General features: G+C 45.1%; 21 protein-coding genes. 8 read left to right on the top strand and 13 right to left on the bottom strand.

Translation table 11 applies throughout. The features are described from left to right. Positions 1–116: 116 nt before the first annotated feature. Genes hemG through JC606_RS11805 form a run of 3 tightly spaced genes read right to left on the bottom strand, consistent with a single transcriptional unit; the run spans position 117 to position 2,770 of the window. The gene (hemG, locus tag JC606_RS11815) at positions 117–644 is read right to left on the bottom strand and encodes a menaquinone-dependent protoporphyrinogen IX dehydrogenase (RefSeq protein ID WP_061033935.1); all 528 of its coding nucleotides are present in this window, start codon (positions 642–644) and stop codon (positions 117–119) included. Positions 645–654: 10 nt separating this feature from the next. Next, positions 655–2,112: a TrkH family potassium uptake protein gene (locus JC606_RS11810; protein ID WP_008223210.1), complete on the bottom strand. Its 1,458-nt coding sequence runs from the start codon at positions 2,110–2,112 to the stop codon at positions 655–657. Between the two features lie 34 nt (positions 2,113–2,146). After that, the gene (locus tag JC606_RS11805; protein ID WP_137407582.1) at positions 2,147–2,770 is read right to left on the bottom strand and encodes a YigZ family protein; all 624 of its coding nucleotides are present in this window, start codon (positions 2,768–2,770) and stop codon (positions 2,147–2,149) included. Positions 2,771–2,997: 227 nt separating this feature from the next. Between JC606_RS11805 and fadB the strand changes: the two genes are divergently transcribed. From fadB to acuI, 3 genes are all read left to right on the top strand, one after another. After that, the gene (fadB, locus tag JC606_RS11800) at positions 2,998–5,169 is read left to right on the top strand and encodes a fatty acid oxidation complex subunit alpha FadB (protein WP_198778641.1); all 2,172 of its coding nucleotides are present in this window, start codon (positions 2,998–3,000) and stop codon (positions 5,167–5,169) included. Positions 5,170–5,195: 26 nt separating this feature from the next. Further along, positions 5,196–6,359, top strand: coding sequence for an acetyl-CoA C-acyltransferase FadA (gene fadA / locus JC606_RS11795; RefSeq protein WP_102425459.1), 1,164 nt, complete (start codon positions 5,196–5,198; stop codon positions 6,357–6,359). Positions 6,360–6,601: 242 nt separating this feature from the next. Beyond that, complete coding sequence (gene acuI, locus JC606_RS11790; protein ID WP_198778640.1) at positions 6,602–7,582, top strand: acrylyl-CoA reductase (NADPH); 981 nt, start codon at positions 6,602–6,604, stop codon at positions 7,580–7,582. Between the two features lie 88 nt (positions 7,583–7,670). Here acuI and JC606_RS11785 read toward each other — a convergent pair whose 3' ends face one another. Both JC606_RS11785 and JC606_RS11780 read right to left on the bottom strand, forming a co-directional pair. After that, entirely contained in the window at positions 7,671–8,612 is a 942-nt protein-coding gene (locus tag JC606_RS11785) for a LysR family transcriptional regulator (RefSeq protein WP_137407579.1), read from the bottom strand. 153 nt (positions 8,613–8,765) lie between these two features. Continuing rightward, entirely contained in the window at positions 8,766–8,951 is a 186-nt protein-coding gene (locus JC606_RS11780; RefSeq protein ID WP_004739241.1) for a hypothetical protein, read from the bottom strand. A gap of 149 nt (positions 8,952–9,100) precedes the next feature. Here JC606_RS11780 and tusA point away from each other — a divergent pair, with 149 nt between their 5' ends. Next, the gene (gene tusA / locus JC606_RS11775; RefSeq protein ID WP_004739242.1) at positions 9,101–9,352 is read left to right on the top strand and encodes a sulfurtransferase TusA; all 252 of its coding nucleotides are present in this window, start codon (positions 9,101–9,103) and stop codon (positions 9,350–9,352) included. Between the two features lie 83 nt (positions 9,353–9,435). Here tusA and JC606_RS11770 read toward each other — a convergent pair whose 3' ends face one another. Beyond that, the gene (locus tag JC606_RS11770) at positions 9,436–9,690 is read right to left on the bottom strand and encodes a hypothetical protein (protein WP_198778639.1); all 255 of its coding nucleotides are present in this window, start codon (positions 9,688–9,690) and stop codon (positions 9,436–9,438) included. A 147-nt stretch (positions 9,691–9,837) separates the two neighbouring features. Beyond that, on the bottom strand, positions 9,838–10,395 hold the full coding sequence (locus tag JC606_RS11765) for a TMEM165/GDT1 family protein (RefSeq protein WP_004739245.1): 558 nt from the start codon (positions 10,393–10,395) through the stop codon (positions 9,838–9,840). A 420-nt stretch (positions 10,396–10,815) separates the two neighbouring features. Here JC606_RS11765 and glyQ point away from each other — a divergent pair, with 420 nt between their 5' ends. The 4 genes from glyQ to JC606_RS11745 all read left to right on the top strand — a co-directional run bounded on the left by glyQ (position 10,816) and on the right by JC606_RS11745 (position 17,596). Beyond that, the gene (glyQ, locus tag JC606_RS11760; protein ID WP_008223226.1) at positions 10,816–11,736 is read left to right on the top strand and encodes a glycine--tRNA ligase subunit alpha; all 921 of its coding nucleotides are present in this window, start codon (positions 10,816–10,818) and stop codon (positions 11,734–11,736) included. Positions 11,737–11,738: 2 nt separating this feature from the next. Next, on the top strand, positions 11,739–13,805 hold the full coding sequence (glyS, locus tag JC606_RS11755; protein WP_198778638.1) for a glycine--tRNA ligase subunit beta: 2,067 nt from the start codon (positions 11,739–11,741) through the stop codon (positions 13,803–13,805). Between the two features lie 202 nt (positions 13,806–14,007). Then, positions 14,008–16,095, top strand: a complete 2,088-nt coding sequence (locus JC606_RS11750) for an alpha-amylase (RefSeq protein ID WP_198778637.1) — start codon at positions 14,008–14,010, stop codon at positions 16,093–16,095. Positions 16,096–16,345: 250 nt separating this feature from the next. Further along, entirely contained in the window at positions 16,346–17,596 is a 1,251-nt protein-coding gene (locus tag JC606_RS11745) for a valine--pyruvate transaminase (protein ID WP_198778636.1), read from the top strand. A gap of 216 nt (positions 17,597–17,812) precedes the next feature. On the opposite strand, the gene JC606_RS11740 is transcribed toward JC606_RS11745, so the two are convergent. The 6 genes from JC606_RS11740 to JC606_RS11715 all read right to left on the bottom strand — a co-directional run bounded on the left by JC606_RS11740 (position 17,813) and on the right by JC606_RS11715 (position 24,206). Next, entirely contained in the window at positions 17,813–18,247 is a 435-nt protein-coding gene (locus JC606_RS11740; RefSeq protein ID WP_004739258.1) for an Hsp20 family protein, read from the bottom strand. A 370-nt stretch (positions 18,248–18,617) separates the two neighbouring features. Continuing rightward, entirely contained in the window at positions 18,618–19,598 is a 981-nt protein-coding gene (locus JC606_RS11735) for an ABC transporter ATP-binding protein (protein ID WP_137407576.1), read from the bottom strand. Next, positions 19,595–20,581, bottom strand: a complete 987-nt coding sequence (locus tag JC606_RS11730; protein WP_008223241.1) for an ABC transporter ATP-binding protein — start codon at positions 20,579–20,581, stop codon at positions 19,595–19,597. Before JC606_RS11730 ends, JC606_RS11735 begins: the two co-directional genes overlap by 4 nt. Before the next feature lies 1 nt (position 20,582). Further along, complete coding sequence (locus tag JC606_RS11725) at positions 20,583–21,476, bottom strand: ABC transporter permease (protein ID WP_137407574.1); 894 nt, start codon at positions 21,474–21,476, stop codon at positions 20,583–20,585. Positions 21,477–21,486: 10 nt separating this feature from the next. Beyond that, positions 21,487–22,440: an ABC transporter permease gene (locus tag JC606_RS11720; protein WP_137407573.1), complete on the bottom strand. Its 954-nt coding sequence runs from the start codon at positions 22,438–22,440 to the stop codon at positions 21,487–21,489. An 11-nt stretch (positions 22,441–22,451) separates the two neighbouring features. Further along, entirely contained in the window at positions 22,452–24,206 is a 1,755-nt protein-coding gene (locus JC606_RS11715) for an ABC transporter substrate-binding protein (RefSeq protein WP_137407572.1), read from the bottom strand. Positions 24,207–24,484 lie beyond the last annotated feature (278 nt).

Raw genomic sequence — 24,484 nt, 5'->3', positions numbered from 1 at the left:
CGAGGTGGCATTATAGAGATTTCGATCACACTGGCAAGCCCTTTTTTAAGTTTTTTTCGTTTTTTTATTCGTTCGATTAAAAAGAACTCAAAACGCCTCAAAAGTAGGCTTTTATCTTACATATTCTTCAGTTTTTCAGTGAACAAAGAGACTTTTTCCCAGTTTGTGTACTCAACTTCCTTCGTTGTATCCGTTTCACCACCTGTCATATTCATAATAAAGCGGATCATGGTTCTATCGAACCAGTTATAACGTGGGTAATAGAGGGCACCTGCAAATACACCGATTAAAGTCGGCTGCCATGGAGACTTGATAAGGAACTTCTTAATATACGCACTGCCTTCTGGTGTATCTTTGCCTTGGTCTTCTTTACGCGCCGTTAAGTTCACGCAGAAGAACGCAACCTTGCTTGATTGCAACTGAGTAAGGTTGGCATCAATAAATTGATATAGCTTCTTATTAAGGTGGCCATAACGAATCGATGCGCCAATCAACACTCTGTCGTACTGAGCAAAGTCCACCTTGCCAATAGTGTGCAGATCTTGAAGCTCACATTCGAACTCACTCATTTCTTCTTTTATATAGTTCAAGATTTTCTTGGTCTGCCCTTCACGGCTTGAATACAAAAATAGAGCTTTTGCCACAATGTTGTCCTTAGCTACGCCAAAACGTAGGGGTCAATAAGATTAATAAGGTGAAGATTTCTAATCGGCCAAACAGCATAGATACGATAAGTACCCATTTTGCTTTGTCGTTCACATCGCCAAAGTGCACCGCGACTTCACCAAGGCCCGGGCCAAGGTTATTTAATGTCGCCGCTACCGCAGAGAAAGCACTCAACTCGTCCATACCAGTTGCAATAAGAGCCAGCATACAAACCACAAACACTAATGCGTATGCAGAGAAGAAGCCCCAGACCGCATCTACGACACGTTGTGGTAGTGCAGAACCGCCAACCTTGATGGTATAGACAGCCCGAGGGTGAACAAGACGCTTCATTTCACGAGCACCTTGCAGAGTAAGTAGTAAGATTCGAATCACTTTCATACCACCACCCGTAGAACCTGCACATCCCCCTATAAAAGAAGAGAACAAAAGCAGTACGGGTAAGAACAATGGCCACTCTGAGAAACCAGTCGTTGTAAAACCAGCGGTCGTAGAGATAGACACGGTTTGGAACAAGGCTTGATCGAAAGCATCGTAGTACGAGTCATAAGAGTGATGATTGAGCAGTAATAAGAAACAAACCAAGAACAGTACTGCCTGAATAAAGATAAAGGCACGGAACTCAGGATCTTTCCAATAGTACTTAGGATGCACACCACCTGAAGCAAATGCAGCAAAGTGAAGAGAGTAATTACACGCAGATATAAGCAGGAACACCACGGTAATCATGTTAATAGCCGGGCTGTTGAAATAGCCCATGCTTGCATCGTGAGTGGAGAAGCCACCAATAGCAATAGTAGAGAAGCTATGACTGATTGCATCAAAGAAGCTCATACCGGCTAGCCAAAACGCCACCGCACAAGCAATGGTTAGGCTGAGATAGATGTACCACAGCGCTTTTGCCGTTTCAGCGATACGCGGAGTCATTTTGCTGTCTTTTACCGGGCCTGGAATCTCAGCTCGGTACAGCTGCATACCACCGATACCCAGAACAGGAAGAATGGCTACCGCCAATACGATGATACCCATACCACCGAACCATTGCAGGAACTGGCGATAAAACAAGATCGCCTTAGGTAAATCATCAAGGCCGACAATCACCGTCGCACCGGTAGTGGTCAGTGCAGAAAAGGATTCGAAGAAGGCATCGGTTACCGAAACATTGGGGTTATCAGCGATCAAAAACGGCAACGCACCCGCACTACCGATTACAGTCCAAAACAGAACCACAATCAAAAAGCCATCGCGCGCTTTTAACTCATGCTTATAACGTCGGTTTGGAAACCAACACGTCGCACCACAAAATAACAGAACAAAGAAAGTCGTTACAAATGGCACACCCGCACCATCTCGATAGATCAGAGCGACTAACGCAGGTGCGAGCATTGATACACTAAAAAGTGCTAATAATAATCCGACGATTCGAATAATTGAGCGAAATTGCATGAGCTATTGAACGAAGCGAAATGCTTCACACTTCCTAGTTGTCTTTTACTTTCGTTACCAGTGCCTTGGCACCGCTTTTATTGATCATGGTTTGGGTAAACGCATCTACCTGAAGGAGCTCTATCTCAATAATAAGCTCAACTTGCACACCATAATCCGCTTGGATCTCAACAACCTGATGCTGAGCCATGATGGATTGTGCGATTGGCACAAAGCCATAGTCTAACTCTAGCCGTAATTTTGTGGTTATTTTTTTCTCGATAGTTTGAAGCAGCTTGAGAGCTTGTTGCACTCCGCCACCATAAGCTTTAACCAAACCACCGGTTCCAAGCTTAATTCCGCCAGAGTAACGCGTGACGACAGCCGTTAATTCACCCACACCAGATCCAGACAATTGCGCCAAGATAGGCTTACCCGCGGTACCGGAGGGTTCTCCATCATCACTAAAGCCCCAAAGCATTGAGTCTTCAGGTCGACCAGCAACAAAGCCCCAACAATTATGCCTCGCTGAAGCGTGCTCTTTTTTTACCTGCTCTACGAACTGCTTCGCGGCTTCTACACTTGGAGTATGCGCAAGGTGAGTAATAAAGATGCTCTTCTTGATCTCTTCTTCAAACCGAGCCGGAGCTGACGGTATTAAATAAGGCTGTTCATTCATATCGTTAACTTAATTAATAAGAGCGGCGAAGTGTATCACGCGTGAATAATAAGGGTTAGAGGATCTGTGCTATCGCACAATGTTAAACAATTGTTTAAAAAATGTATTGAAATTCATCTTACAGAGGTACAGACTAAGGTAACTGGTCTTACCAGGTATTCTACAATAATAGAAAGACAACAAGATTCTCTCAAACAATCGTGGATTGTATGTCATGGAGATAGACAATGATTTACCAAGCTAACACCCTACAGGTAAAGGAATTACAAGATGGCATTGCAGAATTAAGCTTCTGTGCTCCAGCCTCTGTAAACAAACTCGACCTTGCTACTTTAGAATCACTAGACAAAGCGTTAGACGCTCTTAAAGCTCACGCAGGACTACGTGGTTTAATCTTAACTTCAAACAAAGACGCGTTCATTGTAGGCGCAGACATCACTGAATTTCTTGGTCTATTTGCTAAGCCAGAATCAGAACTTGATGAATGGTTAAGATTTGCAAACTCCATCTTCAGCAAGCTAGAAGACCTTCCTGTTCCAACTCTTTCAATGATGCGCGGCCATGCCCTAGGCGGCGGTTGTGAATGTGTATTGGCAACTGACTTCCGTATCGGTGACAAGACCACCAGCATTGGCTTACCTGAAACCAAACTTGGCATCATGCCTGGCTTTGGTGGTTGTGTGCGCCTGCCTCGCGTTATTGGTGCTGACAGTGCAATGGAAATCATCACTCAAGGCAAAGCATGCCGAGCTGATGAAGCACTAAAAATTGGCTTGTTAGACGCGATTGTAGAAACAGACCAACTGCTAGAGTCGGCAATCAATACCGTTTCTCTGGCTGCTAATGAAAAACTAGACTGGCAATTACGCCGCAAACAGAAAACATCAGCATTATCGCTAAGCAAACTCGAAGCGATGATGAGCTTTACCATGGCGAAAGGCCTCGTTGCTCAAAAAGCTGGCCCTCACTACCCAGCTCCGATTACTTCAGTCATTGCTATTGAAGAAGCGGCACGAAGCGATCGTGATGCTGCACTCGATATCGAACGTAAACACTTCATCAAGCTAGCGAAATCTGAAGAAGCCAAAGCGCTGGTTGGTCTGTTCCTAAATGACCAATACATCAAAGGTCTTGCTAAAAAAGCAGGTAAGTCAGCAACCAAAGACACTCAACGTGCTGCTGTACTAGGTGCAGGCATCATGGGTGGCGGCATTGCTTACCAATCTGCGCTGAAAGGCGTGCCAGTGATGATGAAAGACATCGCACAAGCATCGCTTGACCTTGGTATGAACGAAGCGTCTAAGCTATTGAATAAGCGCCTATCTCGCGGTCGCCTAGATGGCTTCAAGATGGCAGGCATCCTGTCTTCGATTACTCCAAGCTTACATTACGCTGGTGTTGAGCAATCAGACGTTGTCGTAGAAGCCGTGGTGGAGAATCCAAAAGTAAAAGCAGCGGTACTGAGCGAAGTGGAAGGCCTAGTCGGTGAAGACACTGTACTGACCTCAAATACTTCTACGATTCCTATCAACCTGCTAGCGAAATCTCTGAAACGCCCAGAAAACTTCTGTGGTATGCACTTCTTTAACCCAGTGCACCGCATGCCTTTGGTTGAGATCATCCGTGGCGAGCACACTTCAGAAGAGACGATTAATCGCGTTGTGGCTTACGCAGCGAAGATGGGCAAATCCCCTATCGTTGTAAATGATTGCCCAGGCTTCTTCGTTAACCGTGTACTTTTCCCTTACTTTGGCGGTTTCAGCATGTTGCTACGTGACGGTGCTGATTTCACTAAGATCGATAAAGTCATGGAGCGCAAGTTCGGTTGGCCAATGGGTCCAGCTTACTTACTAGACGTTGTAGGTCTAGACACTGCACACCACGCACAAGCTGTGATGGCGCAAGGTTTCCCAGAGCGTATGGGCAAAGAAGGTCGTGATGCGATTGATGCACTTTACGTTGCTGAAAAATACGGTCAGAAAAACGGTAGCGGTTTCTACACATACAGCGTAGACAAGCGTGGTCGCCCGAAGAAGACATTCTCTGAAGACATTCTTCCTATCTTGGCTGACGTATGCCAAGCACCACAAGATTTTGATGACCAAACAATTATCCAACGTGTGATGATTCCAATGATCAACGAAGTCGTGCTTTGTTTAGAAGAAGGCATCATCGCAACACCGCAAGAAGCGGATATGGCACTGGTTTACGGTTTAGGCTTCCCTCCATTCCGAGGCGGCGTATTCCGTTACTTAGACAGTGTGGGTATTGGTAACTTCGTAGAAATGGCGAAGAGCTACCAAGACTTAGGTGCAATGTACCAAGTTCCTCAACTATTACTTGATATGGCAGAGAAAGGCGAAAGCTTTTACGACGCTCAACAAGCAAGTTCTCTGTAACCCACATTTGGAAAAGGAATAGCAAAATGAATAATGTAGTTGTTGTTGATTGCCTTCGCACCCCAATGGGACGTTCCAAAGGTGGAGCTTACCGTCACACTCGCGCTGAAGATCTGTCTGCACATTTAATGAAGGGTATTTTAGAGCGTAATCCAGAAGTTAACCCTTCAGAGATCGAAGATATCTACTGGGGCTGTGTACAGCAAACACTAGAGCAAGGCTTCAACGTTGCACGTAACGCAGCTCTACTGGCTGGTTTGCCAATTGAGATTGGTGCTGTCACGGTTAACCGTTTGTGTGGTTCATCTATGCAAGCTCTGCATGATGCGACTCGCTCAATCATGGTTGGTGATGCGGAAATTTGCCTAATCGGTGGTGTGGAACACATGGGTCACGTACCAATGACACACGGTGTTGATTTCCACCCTGGCATGTCAAAGAACGTAGCAAAAGCTGCAGGCATGATGGGCCTAACCGCTGAAATGCTTGGCAAACTGCACGGTATTAGCCGTGAAGACCAAGATGCATTCGCTGCACGTTCACACGCCCGTGCACATGCGGCAACGGTTGAAGGTCGTTTCAAAAACGAAATTCTACCAACAGAAGGTCACGCTGCTGACGGTTCGCTGTTTACACTGGATCACGATGAAGTTATTCGTCCAGAAACGACGGTTGAAGGTCTATCTCAACTGCGCCCAGTGTTCGACCCAGCGAACGGTACAGTAACTGCAGGTACTTCATCAGCTCTATCTGATGGTGCATCGGCAATGCTTATCATGAGTGAAGAAAAAGCTAATGCACTGGGTCTTAAGATTCGTGCTCGCGTTAAGTCTATGGCTATCGCAGGCTGCGATCCTTCAATCATGGGTTACGGCCCAGTACCTGCAACTCAAAAAGCGCTGAAGCGTGCAGGTTTAACAATTGAAGACATGGGTGTGATTGAGCTGAATGAAGCGTTCGCGGCGCAATCTCTACCTTGTGCTAAAGACCTAGGTCTACTGGATGTGGTTGACGAAAAAGTGAACCTAAATGGCGGTGCCATTGCCCTAGGTCACCCTCTAGGCTGTTCAGGCTCTCGCATCTCTACAACGCTAATCAACCTAATGGAAGCGCAAGACGTGAAATACGGATTAGCAACCATGTGTATTGGTTTAGGCCAAGGTATTGCAACGGTATTTGAACGCCCATAGCACTCATCGACGGTAATTTTGTCGGATAATCTTAAGTGCAGCTATCTTTATATAGCTGCACTTTTTATTTCCAACTATCAGACAAACGATAGGTTCGTTCAGCAAACTCAATCAGGAGGAAAGTAGCCAACAATATCTATGCATAAAACGCATAGATTCAATGTTGATGTTTCATTTTTTTTTCTCCAACGATTCAACTAAAGTTACTTCAGTTTCCTAATATTTCTCCCATGGAGCAGATCATGTTTAAAGCACTTGTACTAAACCAAGAAGACAAAAAAACTATCGCATCAGTTTCTCAAATTGAAGAGTCTCAACTACCTGAAGGTAACGTGAAGATCGATGTAAGCTACTCTTCTTTGAACTACAAAGATGGTTTGGCGATTACAGGTAAAGGGCGCATTGTTCGCAACTTCCCTATGGTTCCTGGTATCGACCTTTCTGGTGTGGTTTCACAATCTGATGACCCTCGCTACAAAGCAGGCGACGAAGTGGTTCTAACTGGTTGGGGTGTTGGTGAAGGTCACTGGGGTGGCATGGCTGAGAAAGCAAGCCTAAACGGTGACTGGTTAGTGCCTATGCCTAAAGGTCTAGACGCTAAGAAAGTAATGGCGATTGGTACAGCAGGCTTCACAGCAATGCTTTGTGTTCAAGCAATTGTTGATGCAGGCATCAAACCTGAAGACGGTGAAATCCTAGTTACTGGCGCAAGTGGCGGTGTAGGTAGCGTGTCTATCACTCTACTAAACCAGCTAGGTTACAAAGTAGCAGCAGTAACAGGTCGAGCTTCAGAAAATGGTGAGCTACTAAAATCGCTCGGTGCAACTCGCATTGTTGAGCGTGCTGAACTAGAAGAGCCAGCGAAACCACTTGAGAAACAACTGTGGGCTGGTGCTATCGACACCGTAGGCAGCAAAGTACTTGCGAAAGTATTGGCACAAATTGATTACAACGGCGCGGTTGCAATCTGTGGCCTAGCGGGTGGCTTTGACTTACCAACGACGGTAATGCCATTCATTCTACGTAACGTTCGCCTACAAGGTGTTGATTCTGTTATGTGCCCTCGTGAAAAACGCATTAAAGCGTGGGAACAACTGGCTGAATTGCTACCTGAGTCTTTCTACGGCAGCGCGACAAAAGAAGTATCTCTAGATGACGCGATTCAAGCGGCAGAAGACATCACTAACGGTCAAATCACAGGCCGTGTCGTTATCAAGCTGTAATCGCTCGGACTCTAAAGTGCGACATGTAAAAAAACAAAAGGGCTGATCATGATCAGCCCTTTTTGCTACTTGCTACCAACTCTTAAGTCTAGCCTAAACCGACATCAGCAATCCGCTTTTGAATTAACTCACCACACTCTTCTTTGACCACGCTTCTCAACCATTGTTGTGAGGCAGAAGAGTCACAGCGTGAATGCCAAATCAACGAGTAATCAAACGGCATAAACTCGAATGGCAGCGGCTTAACGACTAAGTCATAACGCTCTGCAACCAAGTATGCCAAATCAGCCGGTACCGTAATCACTAACGGCATTCTATCGACAATCGCCAATGCCGCTTCAAGGTGATAAGCACGCAGTACCATTTTTCGAGGTTGTTGATTGGCTAAAGCGTTGTCCAATAACGCCTTTACACCATCACTGATCGCAATCATCGCATGAGGTAAAGAGACATAATCCTCAAGGCTCAATGAACTGTCTGCCAAAGGGTGATTTTTAGAGAGTAAGCACGACACCCCGACAGGGCCAAGGACCTCTTGATGAAGTGGCGCAACACTGCCACTTGGTCGGCAAATCGCCATATCGACGCGCTCGGTACTAAGCTGCTTAAACAAATGCTCATGCTGCAGCGGGGCAAATTCCAAAGAGATATTTGGTGCTTGCTCATAAATCTTCGGCAATGCATAAGGCAAGATGGTTTGCATCGCGTAATCAGTGGTCGCAATTAGAAAGCGTTCGCTGCAATAGTAAGGGTCGAAATCACTAGGGCTAAGTAGTTGGCGGAATGATTCTAAAGGCTGATCAATTCGCTGACTGATCTCGAGCGCTTTTTTGGTCGGAATAAGATGTTGGCCCTGACGAGTAAACAGAGGATCGTTGAGCAGGTCTCTTAAGCGCCCGAGCACTCGGCTGGTTGCCGACTGACTCAAGTTAAGACGAAGCGCGGCCTGACTAACGCTGCCCTCTTCAATCAATACCTTTAAAGCGACCAATAAATTAAGGTCTCTACGATAGATGTCTTCTAATTCCACGCCACTTACCTAGCTGAATACAATAATCATTGTTCACTAACTTGTTTATAGCATGCTTTAGATAAAAAAAATCCCGCAATTACGCGGGGAAGCCCAAGAAAATTTGGGGATAGTGTCGGAATGTCGTATCGGAATTTGTTTGCTGTACTTAGGTTAGTGCTCTTGCTCTTCGGCTACACCCTGCCAACGGCGCATCTCAACCCAAATACCAATAATCGTTGCTACTATGCCAAAAATAGGCATCAGTGAGGTCTCTGTTGATGAGCGTAAAACTAACGCACAAAAAGAAATAAAACAGAGAACCGAATAAATTGTTAATCTATCTAATCCTGTCAACATCGCCACTCCTTAGCTAGTTGCCTTTGCTTTAAGTTGTTATCAACTTGTTAACTAAGTTATAGGAAATGATTCTGTTTGCCAAGCACTTATTGCATATTTTTTCTGCAGACGTATTATTCACATGTTAGATAGATATAGAGATACAAACCATGACATTCAAACCTGAACTGGCAACCCATACTTTAGAAGCTGAAGGCCTGCGTTGCCCAGAGCCAGTAATGATGGTCAGGAAGACAATTAGAAACATGCAGGATGGCGATGTGTTACTGGTAAAAGCTGACGATCCGTCGACCACTCGAGATATCCCGAGCTTTTGTCGATTCATGGATCACCAGTTGGTAGGCCAAGAGACAGAAACGCTGCCATACCAGTATTTGATCAAAAAGGGATTGGAGGCGTAACGCCCCACCGAGAATCAAACATCAAAAAAGCCGCTGGTACCTTATGTTCTCAAGTAGAATTCAGAGTACCAGCGGCTTTTTGTTTATTCATCTCTAGACTTGGTTTGCAGATAAACAAGCTGTTGTTGTAACGCTCGGATGTCTTTACGCATCGGAATAATATGCGCGACTCGAATCCAAGCCTCAACTGCAAGTCCAGTCATGATCATAGCGCCGGCGACCATTGGTAGCCACATGTCCGTCAGCACCATGCCTAATAGTGTAAGTGCAAGACCAAAGGTAAATAGATAGCTTTGGCTTTGTGGAGTAATACCCATATAACGCGTCAACATAATCATGCCCTCGTGTTCTTAACTCACAAGATTAAAATATCATGACAAGTATGACAGTTATATGTCCATTCGCTCGATAAACCCCACAATTCTGTAAGAGTATGACCTACAATACATTACTCCACTGGTTGAGTATAATAAGACTCAAAACACTCATGAGTAAAACGCAGCAGCGATAGCCAAACCAACAAATAACAGGGCTGTGATCTTACGAATCAGATCAAGTGGCATCTTATCTGCCGACAGCTTACCAATGATCACCACAGGTACGTTCGCCAGCAACATGCCTATGGTTGTACCCAGAATCACCCACGCCAAAGCATCGGCGTATTGTGCCCCTAGAATAGAAGTCGCAATCTGAGTCTTATCACCAATTTCAGCGATAAAAAACGCAATGAAGCTGGCGACAAAAGGACCACGGTTTGAAATTTGTTCGTCATCATCGAGCTTATCGGGAATCAGAATCCAGCCCGCCATTGCAATAAAGCTGACCACCAGCACCCATTTTAAAACTTCTGGCGATAAGTAATCGGCGACGACCACACCGAGCCATGCTGCAAGGGCATGATTGGCTATGGTGGCAAAGAAGATAGCCGCAATGATAGGTATCGGCTTGCGATATCGACTGGCTAATAAAAGGGATAGCAACTGGGTCTTATCACCGATCTCGGCTAAGGCGACAGTTGTAATTGAAATTGCTAAAACGCTCACGACATGCTCATTTGGGATGGAGATTATTATATTTAACCAAAGACAAACCTCGCGCCCCATCCCGGTTCACGATGCTTGTCTAAGGTCTTGCTAAGCGCCACCAAGGTGGTGGTTGCCTCGAACGCCATGATGATTTTGCATCAATTATGTTGACGAACGAACTCATTCACTAGGATATGAACAAGTAAGCTACTCCCCAAAGACCGCGAGATTCTAATCACCCACGTAGACAAAAACAAGTGTCAAACTTATCAAAATATCTACTTGCACCGAAAAACAAACATTAAAGGCAAAAAAATCCATTAAACGACATTTTAGACCACTAATTAAACAAGATTACCCCTACTCGCTTTACGAATATCTCGGTATACTCAGAGGTTATTTTTCTCATTCATTTAAAAGAATCGCGCGAACCTGACTATGCAAAAATACGATATCAAAACCTTCCAGGGAATGATCCTCGCGCTGCAGGATTACTGGGCTCAAAACGGTTGTACCATTGTTCAACCTCTAGATATGGAAGTAGGTGCAGGCACCTCTCACCCAATGACATGTCTACGAGCACTTGGCCCAGAGCCAATGTCTACAGCTTACGTTCAACCTTCTCGTCGTCCGACCGATGGCCGTTACGGTGAAAACCCTAACCGTCTGCAACACTACTACCAATTCCAAGTAGCGCTGAAACCATCGCCAGACAATATCCAAGAGTTGTACCTAGGCTCACTAGAGGTTCTTGGTGTTGACCCACTTGTTCACGACATTCGCTTCGTTGAAGATAACTGGGAAAACCCAACACTAGGTGCATGGGGCCTTGGTTGGGAAGTATGGCTAAACGGCATGGAAGTAACTCAGTTTACTTACTTCCAACAGGTTGGCGGCCTTGAGTGTAAGCCTGTAACAGGCGAGATCACTTACGGTATCGAGCGTCTAGCAATGTACATCCAGGAAGTAGATTCAGTTTACGACCTAGTATGGAACGTTGCACCAGACGGCTCTAACGTAACTTACGGTGACATCTTCCACCAAAACGAAGTTGAGCAATCAACGTACAACTTCGAACACGCAGACGTAGATTTCCTATTCGGTTTCTTCGACCAGTGTGAAAAAGAGTGTAAAGAGCTGCTTGAGCTTGAGAAGCCACTTCCGCTTCCAGCTTACGAGCGCATTCTAAAAGCAGGCCATGCATTCAACATCCTTGATGCGCGCAAAGCTATCTCTGTAACAGAGCGTCAACGTTACATCCTTCGTATTCGCAACCTAACTAAATCAGTTGCTGAAGCATACTACGCATCACGTGAAGCACTTGGCTTCCCAATGTGCAAGAAGGACGAGGAGAAGTAATCATGGCTAAAGAATTTCTAATTGAACTGGGTACTGAAGAGCTACCACCAACGCAACTTCGCACTCTAGCAGAAGCATTCGCGGCAAACTTCGAAGCAGAGCTAAAAGGCGCAAACCTAGCGCACGAAGGCGTGAAGTGGTACGCAGCACCTCGCCGTCTTGCTTTAAAAGTAGCAGCACTGGCTGAAGGCCAAGAAGACAAAGTTGTTGAAAAACGCGGCCCTGCAGTTTCTGTGGCATTCGATGCTGACGGCAACGCAACAAAAGCTGCTCAAGGCTGGGCTCGTGGTAACGGCATCACGGTTGAACAAGCTGACCGTCTAGTAACAGACAAAGGCGAATGGCTTCTTTTCAAACAAGAAGTAAAAGGTCAAGCAACGTCTGAAATCGTTGTTGAGCTAGCGGCTAAAGCACTAGGTAACCTGCCTATCGCTAAGCCGATGCGCTGGGGTAACAAGACGACTCAGTTCATCCGTCCGGTTAAAACACTGACTATGCTGATGGGCGCTGACCTGATCGAAGGTGAGATCCTAGGTGTAGCATCTGGCCGCACTATCCGTGGTCACCGCTTCATGGGTGAACAAGAGTTCACTATCGATTCAGCAGAGCAATACCCAGCGATCCTAGAAGAGCGCGGTAAAGTAATGGCTGATTACGAAGCGCGTAAAGCAATCATCCTAGCTGATTCGCAAAAAGCAGCAGCAGCGGTTGGCGGTAAAGCTGACCTAGAAGATGACCTTGTTGAAGAAGTAACATCTCTGGTTGAATGGCCAGTAGTACTAACAGCGAAATTTGAAGAAGAGTTCCTAAAAGTTCCTTCTGAAGCTTTGGTTTACACCATGAAGGGTGACCAAAAATACTTCCCTGTTTACGATGAAAACAAGAAGCTACTTCCTAACTTTATCTTCGTATCGAACATCGAGTCTAAAGAGCCTCGCCACGTTATCGAAGGTAACGAGAAAGTTGTACGCCCACGTCTTGCTGATGCTGAATTCTTCTTCAACACAGACCGTAAGCGTCCTCTGATCGACCGTCTTCCAGAACTAGACCAAGCTATCTTCCAGAAGCAACTTGGTACTATCAAAGACAAAACAGACCGTATCACTGAGCTTGCTGGCTACATCGCTGAGCAAATCGATGCTGACGTTGAGAAGTCTAAGCGCGCAGGCCTACTGGCTAAATGTGACCTAATGACCTCTATGGTATTCGAATTCACGGATACTCAAGGTGTAATGGGCATGCACTACGCGACTCACGATGGTGAAGACGAGCAAGTTGCACTAGCACTTTACGAGCAGTACATGCCTCGTTTCGCAGGTGATGACCTACCAAGCACTGGTATCTCTTCTGCAGTAGCAATGGCAGACAAGCTAGACACTATCGTAGGTATCTTCGGTATTGGCCAAGCTCCAAAAGGTTCTGACCCATTCGCTCTACGTCGTGCATCACTAGGTGTGCTACGTATTATCGTTGAAAACGGCTACAACCTAGACCTAACGGATCTGATCGCAAAAGCGAAAGAACTACTAGGCGACAAGTTAACCAACGACAACGTAGAAGCTGACGTTATCGACTTCATGCTAGGTCGTTTCCGTGCATGGTACCAAGATGCTGGCTTCAGCGTGGATATCATCCAGGCAGTACTAGCTAACCGTCCAACTAAGCCAGCTGACTTTGACCAACGTGTTAAAGCGGTTTCTCACTTCCGTGAACTAGAAGCGGCAGAAGCACTAGCAGCAGCGAACAAACGTGTAGGTAACATCCTTGCGAAATTCGATGGTGAGCTAGCAGCTGATATCGATCTAGCCCTTCTTCAAGAAGATGCAGAGAAAGCACTGGCTGAAAACGTTGCCGTAATGACAGAAGCACTAGAGCCAGCATTCGCTACAGGTAACTACCAAGAAGCTCTGAGCAAGCTAGCAGCTCTACGTGAGCCTGTTGATGCGTTCTTCGATAATGTAATGGTTATGGCTGATGACGAAGCGCTTAAGAAGAACCGTCTAACGCTACTGAATAACCTACGTAACCTGTTCCTACAGATTGCTGACATCTCTCTACTGCAAAAATAAGTGTAAGTGAGGAAGCTGTTCAAAGCGATGCTCTGAGCAACGAAAGGTAAATACCCAAAGGGAAGCGAAAGCTTCCCTTTTTGTTTTTGTGAACCAAGCATTTGTTTGTAGAGGTGTTATTGATTAACTGAATGAATCAGCACTCAGACTGTAGAGGGCATTGTTTGCTATAACTGGCCTGTTAATTCAAGGGAAGGGAACAATGAAAAAAACAGTACTCGCACTTTCAATGCTTGCACTCAGCGCATGCAGCCAAACCAGCGACAACAGCCTATTATTGACGATTGATAACGACACTGTAGTATTCGAATCGACAGGCAAAGGCACTGTGATCGCAGAACAGGAACTCGCTAAAGGTAGCTATACCTTCTCCATCAGCGACAGTAAAAACACCTGTGGCACCAACTATGCACTGGCGAAAGAGAGTCGCATTAAATTCAATAAGCCCCTTCGCCTAGACGATTGCGCCGAGAAATCTGAGCTCGCCATTAAGGTCTTTCGCGCGAATACCTACCAGTTTACGCTCAACCCGCAAACTAATGAGTTAACGGTTCAAATAAAGCCAAAACAGCAACAACTCCAAAACTTTGCCTGCCCAGTACCTAGTGGCGCACCGACGACCATCAATGTTGCTCAAACCTTTGACGATGGCACCTTGGTCAGAGATGCCCTTTCCGGAATACAAACAACGGTCACTAACGGCAGTGTCACCATGCAGCCAGCAGAAAATAGCCAAGGTGTTTTGTTGCTAGAAAAGGTTGAGCCTGAAACCAAAGCAGATTTTAGTTGGGATAACGCCACGGTTTACTTCGTGATGACAGACCGTTTCCACAACGGCAACCCTGACAACGACAGCAGTTACGGCCGTAGCCAAGATGGACAAAATGAAATCGGCACCTTCCACGGCGGTGACCTAGCAGGCTTAACCGAAAAACTCGACCACATTGAATCACTGGGTGCTAATGCTATCTGGATTACATCTCCTTTAGAGCAGATACATGGTTGGGTTGGCGGTGGTGACCGTGGTGATTTCAAACACTACGGCTACCATGGTTACTACCATCAAGATTGGACCAAACTTGATAAGAACATGGGTACCGAAGACGAGCTAAGAACCTTCATCGATACTGCGCACAGCAAAGGAATTCGCGTTGTTTGGGATATAGTCATGAACCACACAGGCTACGCTACCCTTGCCGATATGCAGGAGTTCGACTTTGGTAAGCTCAACCTGAGTGATGAAGAAGCAACAAAAACGCTTGATGAGAGCTGGACAGATTGGCAACCTGCTAAAGGTCAGAACTGGCACTACTTCAACAACTACATCTCTTACGGCGACAAAGAAGCGTGGGAAAAATGGTGGGGCAAAGCCTGGCTACGCAGCGATATCGGTGCTTACGACTCTCCAGGTTACAACAACCTGACCATGTCATTAGCGCACTTGCCTGATTTCAAAACAGAATCGACAGAAACCACAGGGCTACCGAATTTCTATCGCAACAAATCCACCAGCGCGACTGATGAACTCAAAACACCTCGTGACCACCTCATCACTTGGCTTTCAGACTGGGTACGTGAATACGGCGTGGATGGCTTTAGAGTCGATACCGCCAAGCACGTTGAGCTGGAAGCGTGGGCAGAACTGAAAAAGAGCACTAACCAAGCACTGGCTGAATGGAAACAGAACAACCCAGACAAAGCTCTAGATGACCTACCCTTCTGGATGACCGGCGAAGTATGGGCACACAGCGTGGTGAAGTCAGATTACTTCGCTAACGGATTTGATTCGATCATCAACTTTGAATTCCAGAGCGATATCGCCCCTAAAGCGCTTAAATGCCTATCCGATCTCGATGCTGACTACCTTCGCTATGCAGAGAAGATCAGCAGTGACAGCGAGTTCAACGTGTTGAGTTACTTATCCTCTCACGACACCTCACTATTCTGGACGCAGCACGGCAATGACTTTGCCAAACAAACCAAAGCCGCGAATGCGTTAATGCTGGCTCCGGGTGCAGTCCAGATCTATTACGGAGATGAAATAGCCCGTGACTTTGGACCAACAGGATCAGACCCAATGCAAGGCACTCGCTCAGACATGCCTTGGGAGCAAATCACCGGAGAGCATGCCGAGTTGTTAAAGCACTGGCAAGCACTCGGACAATTCCGCCAACGCCACCCAGCTGTCGCGCAAGGTAAGCACATCATCCGCAACAGCAAGGGATATTACGCCTTCGAACGTCAATACCAAGATGACAAGGTGCTAGTTGTGTATACCGGCTCGAAATAAGCCAGCAGGGTTAAACAGTCAAAACTCATGGAGAAGCTTCGGCTTCTCCTTTTTGATCTCAAAAACTAGTGTAATAAGCAAGCAGTTACTCATTAGCCAAACTTTATAGAAGTTTTTTACGTGTTAGAGCATTTGGCGCTATGCGTCGCAAAAACATTGCGGTATGTTCAAGGATTACACTGATGGCAGACATAAGGTCTGCCTTAATGACACATAACAAGCAATCACAATGAATTAGGTAAAATAAGTAATGCAGTTCTCTAAGTTTGGTGAAAAGTTTAATCGTTACTCTGGAATCACTCGTTTGATGGATGATTTGAATGATGGCCTGCGCACTACTGGCGCAATCATGCTTGGTGGTGGCAACCCAGCCGCTATCCCAGCCATGCTCGATTACTTTAACCAAGCCAGTGCAGATATGCTCGCCAGTGGAGAACTCATCGCCGCCCTCGCCAACTACGATGGCCCGCAGGGCAAAGACAGCTTTATTAAATCTTTAGCGGCGATGCTAAAAGAGACCTATGGCTGGGACATCAGCGAAAAGAATATCAGCCTAACTAATGGCAGTCAAAGTGGCTTCTTTTACCTGTTCAACCTGCTAGCAGGCCAACAGCCAGATGGCTCACATAAGAAAATCCTACTGCCGATCGCACCGGAATACATCGGCTACGGCGATGCGGGAATTGATGACGATATCTTTATCTCTTACCACCCAGAGATCGAACTGCTAGAAAACCGCCAGTTCAAATACCACGTCGATTTCGAACAGCTAAAAGTGGATGACTCAGTCGCCGCTATCTGTGCGTCTCGCCCAACCAACCCAACCGGTAACGTACTGACCGACGAAGAAGTGCGTAAACTGGATAAGCTGGCGCGTAACAACAACATCCCACTGCTGATCGACAATGCTTACGGCCTACCATTTCCAAACATCATCTTTGAAGATGTGGAACCATTCTGGAATGAAAACACGATTCTGTGCATGAGCCTTTCTAAGCTTGGTTTGCCAGGAGTGCGCTGCGGTATCGTGATTGCGAGCGAAGAAGTCACTCAAGCACTAACCAACATGAATGGCATCATAAGCTTAGCGCCAAGCAGTGTTGGGCCAGCGATTGCCAATCACATGATTGAAAACGATGATCTACTGCGCTTGAGCAGCGAAATGATTAAACCTTTCTATAAAGAGAAGTCTTTGCGCGCTGTCGAACTGCTACAAGAAGCGATTGATGACCCACGTTTCCGTATTCACAAACCTGAAGGCGCTATCTTCTTGTGGCTATGGTTTGATGAACTGCCAATCACCACCATGGAACTGTACGACAGATTAAAAGCTCGCGGCGTGCTGATTGTTCCGGGTGAATACTTCTTTATCGGCCAAGAAGATGAGTGGGATCATGCTCATCAGTGCCTACGTATGAACTACGTACAAGACGATGAAGCAATGCAAAAAGGTATTGCGATTATTGCTGAAGAAGTGAAAAAGGCTTACGCAGAACAGTAATCAGAGCTTTTAGCTTACCGTAGACCAAATACAAAAAGAGCACCTCATAGGTGCTCTTTCACTTTTACTTCCCGATAGTTTTGTCACTTGAATACCCTAAATAATTGGGGGTTCAGCTAGGCGACTAGAAAATTCAGCCCTATGAGCATAGGGAACCTATGTGATTAGGGGGAATTTACGACGTCAACAACGCTGTAGCTTCAAGTATGACGGGGATTAGCCTTCTAGTAGGCTATTACCATTAATAGCAATCTTACGTGGTTGCATCGCTTCTGGGATTTCGCGTTCTAGGTCGATGTGAAGAAGACCATTTTCCATGCTTGCTCCTACTACTTTTACGTAATCTGCAAGTTGGAATTTACGCTCAAAATCACGCTCTGCGATACCTTGATACACATAGGTTTTTTCTGCTTCAGGTTTACGCTCACCTTTAACAATTAGCATGTTCTCTTTCTGAGTCAGATCTAATTGGTCATCAGCAAAACCAGCAACAGCCATAGTGATACGGTAGTTGTTCTCGTCTTTTTGCTCGATGTTGTATGGAGGGTAACCGCCAGAAGTATTCTTCGATGTGTTCGCTTCCATCATGTTGAATAGACGATCGAAGCCGATTGCGTTGCGGTAAAGTGGAGTGAAATCTACAGTTCTCATAATGCTATCCTTTTAGTAAGCAATAGTCTTAGCTGCGAATTTTACTTGATCGAACCTGTGTATGAGACCAAGTAAACAGCTAAGAGATTCAATTCGCATTCCTCGGGTTTCACCTCTGTTGGCGACAACACTGGGACATGACAGTGAATCAATTTTTAAGTTGTGTGCTGCTAAAGTTATCCTCTGTTGAGCGATACTTCGTCAGCGGTAATGAAGGTTCTGTTTCTTCTCTTGTAGAGCAAGACAGTCATCCTCTTCACAAATAGATATATGGATTGAGCAAAATAGTTTCAAGGGTCTCAAACAAAAAAAGTGCCCTCAAGGAAGGCACTTTGCTATAAGCTCAATATTTCATTGGGTGTGATTGATGTTATTTATACAAATGACAACTAACTAAGTGCTCAATCTCACCGTCAAATGCCAGGTTTGTTAACTCCGGTTTAACGTTTTTACACTCGAGTGTTGCTTGTGGACAACGCGTTCTAAAGGTGCAGCCACTAGGAGGGCTTAACGGTGACGGAACATCCCCTTGTAAAAAGTTTCGCTCTTTCGTTTTGGTAGGGTCTGGGACCGGGATCGCAGATAACAATGCTTTTGTATAAGGGTGTTTCGGATTGCGATAGAGCTCCTCAGCTGAAGCTTTTTCAACGAGTCGCCCCAGATACATCACGCCGACTTCATCGCATATATGTTGCACAACCGCTAAATCGTGGGCAATGAATAGAAAAGATATTCCCTTCTTCTCCTGCAATTCAGCAATGAGATTAAGCACCTGTGCCTGTACTGATACGTCCAACGCAGAAACAGGCTCATCAGCAACAATAAACTCTGGTTCAAGAACTAAAGCACGCGCAATTCCTACACGTTGACGCTGGCCGCCCGAGAATTCATGTGGATAACGATTCAGAACGTGCGGTCTTAAACCAACAATATCAATCACTTCTGCTATTTTTGCTTCTCGCTCTTCAATAGTTCCAATGTTATGAATATCGAGAGGTTCACGTAATATGTCATGAATCGTCATACGTGGGCTCAATGAGGCAAAAGGGTCTTGAAAGATAATCTGTATATCTTTACGTAAGTTTTTAAGTTCCTTACTAGGTAAGGCCACCAGATCTTGACCATTTAAGCTTACTTTGCCTGCTGTAGGTTCATGTAAACGCAGAATACAACGACCTAACGTGGACTTCCCACACCCAGACTCTCCCACTAAGCCTAATGTTTTTCCTTTGTAAATAGTAAATGAAACATCATCCACCGCTTTACAAACCGCACGATTTTTTTTGAAAAAGCTACTTCCAACAACAAACTCTTTCTTGAGGCCTTTAACTTCTAACAGCGGTATATTCATGCCATTCTCCCTTCTGCATGAAAACATGCGACTTGGTGCGTTTCTCCCTTACTTAGCTGTGGTCTTGACTCTCGACAAAGGTCAATGACACGATCACAACGGTCAGCAAATCGGCAACCTTTAGGTAAATTGGCCAAATCTGGAACCATTCCCTCAATGGTGGGTAAGCGAGGTATTTTCTTATCTCGCACAACAGGAATAGATTGCAATAAGCCTTTTGTGTAGGGGTGCTTGGGGGATGCGAAGATCTGCTCTACCGGTGCTTGCTCTATTATCTGTCCGCAGTACATGACAATAACACGCTGACAGGATTCAGCGACAACTCCAAGATCGTGTGTCACCAGCACAACAGCCATGTTGAACTCTTTTTGCAACCGAACCATTTCTTCCATAACTTGCGCCTGAATAGTAACATCCAGAGCCGTTGTCGGCTCATCTGCAAGCAGCAAATCCGGGCCGCATGAGAGAGCCATCGCAATCATGACACGCTGTCGCATCCCTCCAGATAACTGGTGAGGGTATTCATCAATGCGAGTTTCTGGAGATGGAATACCAACAGTTTCGAGCATTTCGATAGCACGTTGTCTCGCATTCACCTTGTTAAGGTTACTGTGCAAACGAATCACATCGACCATCTGTGTCCCAATTTTTAGCACAGGATTAAGAGCAGTCATCGGCTCTTGGAAAATCATAGAAATATCATTACCACGAACTCTGCGATACTCTTTTTCTTTTAACCCAACAAGCTCTTTACCTTTAAACTGAATACTGCCTGACGCTATCTTCCCTGGCGGTGAAGGAACTAGCCCCATCACAGCCAAAGAACTCACTGATTTACCACAACCAGACTCACCGACAATCGCAACGGTTTCTCCAGGGTTTACGTGAAAGGATATTTCATCAATAGCACGTACCGTCCCTTTATCATTTTTGAAATCGACAGCAAGATTGCTCACTTTTAATAACGGTTGATCATCGCTCACGCTATACCTTCCTTGGATCTAATGCATCTTGCAAAGAGTCTGAAAACAAATTAAACGCCAATACTAGGACAAACAGCAAACCGGATGCTGCAAAGAAATTCGCAAAGTGCCCAGCAGTCACATCGCTGCTTGCTTCTGAAATCATTAATCCCCAGCTAATGCTGTCTTTAATACCTAACCCTAGAAAGCTTAAAATAACTTCACTTTTTATGGCCGTAATAAACAACAGTGTCATATCCACCAACAACAGATGCATCGTATTGGGCATAAGGTGCTTAAAGATAACTCGATAAGTCGGTACACCCAATGAATGTGCCGCCTCAACAAATTCCATGCTTTTAAGTTTTATAACCTCACCACGAACAACCCGCGCCGTCCCCGTCCAAAATGCGATCGTCATGGCAAAGTGCATAGAGTATGGGCTATCATCGAAAGCGACTGCAATCGCAGCGACCATCAAAAAGTAGGGAATACAGTCGATACTATTCATGATCCACAGAATAAATTCGTCTAGAACGGTGCCTGAAAAATACCCCGTGATACAACCGAACCCCGCTCCAACAAGAGTCGCGAAGATGGCAACCGTTAAGCCGACTTCAAAAGCCGTTTTGGTGCTATATGTAGCACGCTGGAAGATGTCCTGCCCATTGATGTTTGTTCCAAACCAATGCTCTATTGTTGGGGCTGAAAAACTCGCCCCCATCATCTCATCCCAGTCTTGAGCGATAAAGCCAGCCCAAACGAGCAGTGCAACAGTAAAGTAGACGGCAACCACGAAAAAACTGATTAAACCTATCTTATCTCGTTTGAATTTAACCCAAGCTTTTGTCCATAAAGACTCTCGCTTTTGTAGGGTTAACTCCTCCGTACTAGGCTTCGCTAACGCTTCTAACATTGTATTCCCCCTACTTCAAAGAAACTCTTGGATCCACTGTTTTGTAAAGCACATCAACAATGCTCACAACAGCAATGAATAAGAATGTAATTAGAACAATGACAGCCTTCAGTACCGGTAAATCGCCCGTTGTAATCGCATCATAGGTAATCAGCCCAACTCCAGGGATACCAAAATAACTTTCTAAAAGTAAAGAGCCACCAATGACAACAAACGGAATAGAGAACACCACTCTCGTGATGATGGGGATCATTGCGTTCTTTAACACATGTTTAAAAAGAATGGTGGTCGGCTTATGACCAAATGCTTTGGCAGTACGAATGTGATCTCGATTTAACTCCTCGACCAACACCGCCCTGTAAAACCTAGTATTGTATCCAACTGACACAAAAACTGCGGAGATCGTAGGGACTGTCGTATAGTAAATATAATCAGACAAAGAGTTCACTTCCCAGCCATAGACTGGGAAGAGGTTAAGGCCAAAACTTGAACAGAAAATCAGTTGTGTTGCGATAATCACAATCAGGTATGAAATGCTCATGCCAACAACCGAAGACGACATCACCAGCTTATCGATAAGCGAGGCTCTATTTTGCGCAGCCAATAACGCCAAACCAACCCCCATCAAATGACCCAAAATAAAGCCGGGTGCTTGCAGTGCAAGCGAGACAGGAATGGTTTTGCTTAAAATAGAGGTAACTTTTTCACCCGTTGAATCTGAATACCCAAAATCAAAAGTAAAAACCTGCTTCACATATTCAGCATAACGGACCCAAAAAGGGTTGTCGTAACCGAGTTGATGACGCATTTCATTAATGTCTTCAATGGTCGGGTTTCGTCCCAATAGATCATATGTTTTATCCGGGCCAAAATAGACCATCAAGATAAAACTGATCAGCGTAACACCGAATAGTAGAGGCATGCTGTATATCAGCTTTTTACCACAATAACGCAACGTTTCCATTCAGCTTCGCCTTACTTTACATCCACATATTTGAAGTAGTTGCCAACAAAGTCATGTTGAGGCCACACAACGACGTCTTTATTCCACAAATCAATTCTCGTGCGAGAAAAGCTGCCAATACCGACGCAGTCTTCCACTAGCATAGTATTCATGGTTTGATAGATCGCCGTTCGTTCTGGGCTTGGTTGCATGACCGATGACTTCTTATACAATACATCGTATTCTGGGTTGCTGTAATTTGAGCTGTTGGAGCCAGGCGAGCGATTTGGACCGTAAAATAGTTGTAAAGTATTTTCCGCATCTGGGTAGTCCAGTAGCCAAGCAAGACCCATCATCTGCGTCTGACTATTCTTCAAATCACGGTTGTAATCCCCAAACGTTGCGTAACCTTTGAATTTAATTTTGTTTTTCGGGTAACCTATCTTAATTAAGTTGCCACGAAACTGTTCAAAAAACTGCTTATCACGTGTGCTAGAGACACTTGGATATTCTAGAGTCGGTAGATTTTTTGCGTTCCAACCGTTGGCTTTCAATAACGCTTTTGCACCAGCAATATCTTGCTGTATCGAGGCCTTATCCATATTTGGATCAAAGCCATCCGTGCCCGGTAAAATAAACCCTGGATAGGCTTTACCTAAACCGAGATAAAAACGCTCAATACGCTCATCCCAATTAAAAGATTTAACGATCGCACAACGTAATGCCTTATTTTGCGCCTCTGTTTTTGCGTCATCATCAAAACCAAAATAGTCGTCATCGAAGTTGAATAAGTTATAAATTAATTCCGATTGCGTCGTTACCCGATAGTGGTATTTTTCCGCATACTCTGGATTCAATGTTACTGGCTGTTTGGATGACAAAACCGTTTCAATTTGCTCATTTTGCAAGGTAGATACTTGGATTTCATTGCCTTTTGTGAACGAATTCCAACGTGCGGAAGGCTGTTTTATCCAGTTCGCTTCAATACGGTCGACGATCGGCAGTGTTTTACCATCAAGCGCCGCAATACCCGCTTTACCATGAACCGCAGGATCGTAACCCGAGCCAGCCAAATCAAACGTTTCATTTCGGTAGGTGGGGTTCCGTTCAAGGACAGTTTTCGTACTGTTGTGTGAGACCAATTTGTAAGGCCCAGAGCCTACAGGGTGTACTGAAAGTTCACGACCATACTTTGTGACAGCTTCGTGCGGCACCAAGGCGGAATAACCCATCGCCAATGTATACGTCAACTGAGGGAAAGGTTGAGTAAGCTTGATCTGAATGGTGTGGTCATCGAGAGCATGCAGGCCTTCAATGTCCTTCGAGTAATCTGCGCCATCCGCTTTCCATTGATCTAAGCCAACAATTTTTCCCGCCCATAACCAAGCACCTTGTGAGCGATTTTTAGGGTCAAAATGTCGTTTAATAGAGTAAACAAAATCACTGGCTACCACCTCTCGGCCTTTTCCGCCGTTAAAGGCTTCATCGTCGCTGTACTTAACGCCTTGTTTGATTTTGATGGTATACGTTAGGCCATCATCCGAAACTTCAGGTAATGCGACGGCAAGGTTAGGTTTTAACTCAAAAGGCACTTTGAGATACTTATATTCATACAGAGTATCGTAAACGGCCGTCACAATAGTATTGGAGTAGCTGGTGCCAGCTTGTGTCGTATCAAATGAAGTCGGTGTTCCATTATCTGAATATTTAAAAACTTTGGCATCATCTGCGATAGCAAAGCTTGATGCTACCAACATGGCCAAAGGCAACAGCCTGAATTTGCTCATAATATATCCTTATGTATGACTTTTTTTGAAGATAAACACGTTCTGGTGGACATTAACCTTTAAAAAGGAAATGCCTTTCATTCCAGTATGCTAAAAATTATTATTTCCGTAGTTATCCATAAACATGCCAGATAGACAAAGATCAATTGAACAATATTTGAACCAATCCACACAAAAACAACAAGTTGCATACAATTTGGTGGCATATTTATCAACATGCCTCTTCGAACCCATACAAGATAACGGCCGATAAGTTGCCGATTTCAATAGTAAAACTC

Origin of the sequence: Vibrio sp. IB15 (genome assembly GCF_016406055.1) — a bacterium.
Classification (GTDB): domain Bacteria; phylum Pseudomonadota; class Gammaproteobacteria; order Enterobacterales; family Vibrionaceae; genus Vibrio; species Vibrio chagasii.
This window is presented reverse-complemented; position numbering and strand designations above follow the sequence as displayed.

Bases quoted from the DNA above. Each gene is read 5' to 3' on its own strand.
- JC606_RS11810 (WP_008223210.1), bottom strand. From the start codon at position 2,112: ATGCAATTTCGCTCAATTATTCGAATCGTCGGATTATTATTAGCACTT.
- JC606_RS11805 (WP_137407582.1), bottom strand. From the start codon at position 2,770: ATGAATGAACAGCCTTATTTAATACCGTCAGCTCCGGCTCGGTTTGAA.
- fadB (WP_198778641.1), top strand. From the start codon at position 2,998: ATGATTTACCAAGCTAACACCCTACAGGTAAAGGAATTACAAGATGGC.
- fadA (WP_102425459.1), top strand. From the start codon at position 5,196: ATGAATAATGTAGTTGTTGTTGATTGCCTTCGCACCCCAATGGGACGT.
- acuI (WP_198778640.1), top strand. From the start codon at position 6,602: ATGTTTAAAGCACTTGTACTAAACCAAGAAGACAAAAAAACTATCGCA.
- JC606_RS11780 (WP_004739241.1), bottom strand. From the start codon at position 8,951: ATGTTGACAGGATTAGATAGATTAACAATTTATTCGGTTCTCTGTTTT.
- tusA (WP_004739242.1), top strand. From the start codon at position 9,101: ATGACATTCAAACCTGAACTGGCAACCCATACTTTAGAAGCTGAAGGC.
- JC606_RS11770 (WP_198778639.1), bottom strand. From the start codon at position 9,690: ATGATTATGTTGACGCGTTATATGGGTATTACTCCACAAAGCCAAAGC.
- glyQ (WP_008223226.1), top strand. From the start codon at position 10,816: ATGCAAAAATACGATATCAAAACCTTCCAGGGAATGATCCTCGCGCTG.
- glyS (WP_198778638.1), top strand. From the start codon at position 11,739: ATGGCTAAAGAATTTCTAATTGAACTGGGTACTGAAGAGCTACCACCA.
- JC606_RS11750 (WP_198778637.1), top strand. From the start codon at position 14,008: ATGAAAAAAACAGTACTCGCACTTTCAATGCTTGCACTCAGCGCATGC.
- JC606_RS11745 (WP_198778636.1), top strand. From the start codon at position 16,346: ATGCAGTTCTCTAAGTTTGGTGAAAAGTTTAATCGTTACTCTGGAATC.
- JC606_RS11740 (WP_004739258.1), bottom strand. From the start codon at position 18,247: ATGAGAACTGTAGATTTCACTCCACTTTACCGCAACGCAATCGGCTTC.
- JC606_RS11735 (WP_137407576.1), bottom strand. From the start codon at position 19,598: ATGAATATACCGCTGTTAGAAGTTAAAGGCCTCAAGAAAGAGTTTGTT.
- JC606_RS11725 (WP_137407574.1), bottom strand. From the start codon at position 21,476: ATGTTAGAAGCGTTAGCGAAGCCTAGTACGGAGGAGTTAACCCTACAA.
- JC606_RS11720 (WP_137407573.1), bottom strand. From the start codon at position 22,440: ATGGAAACGTTGCGTTATTGTGGTAAAAAGCTGATATACAGCATGCCT.
- JC606_RS11715 (WP_137407572.1), bottom strand. From the start codon at position 24,206: ATGAGCAAATTCAGGCTGTTGCCTTTGGCCATGTTGGTAGCATCAAGC.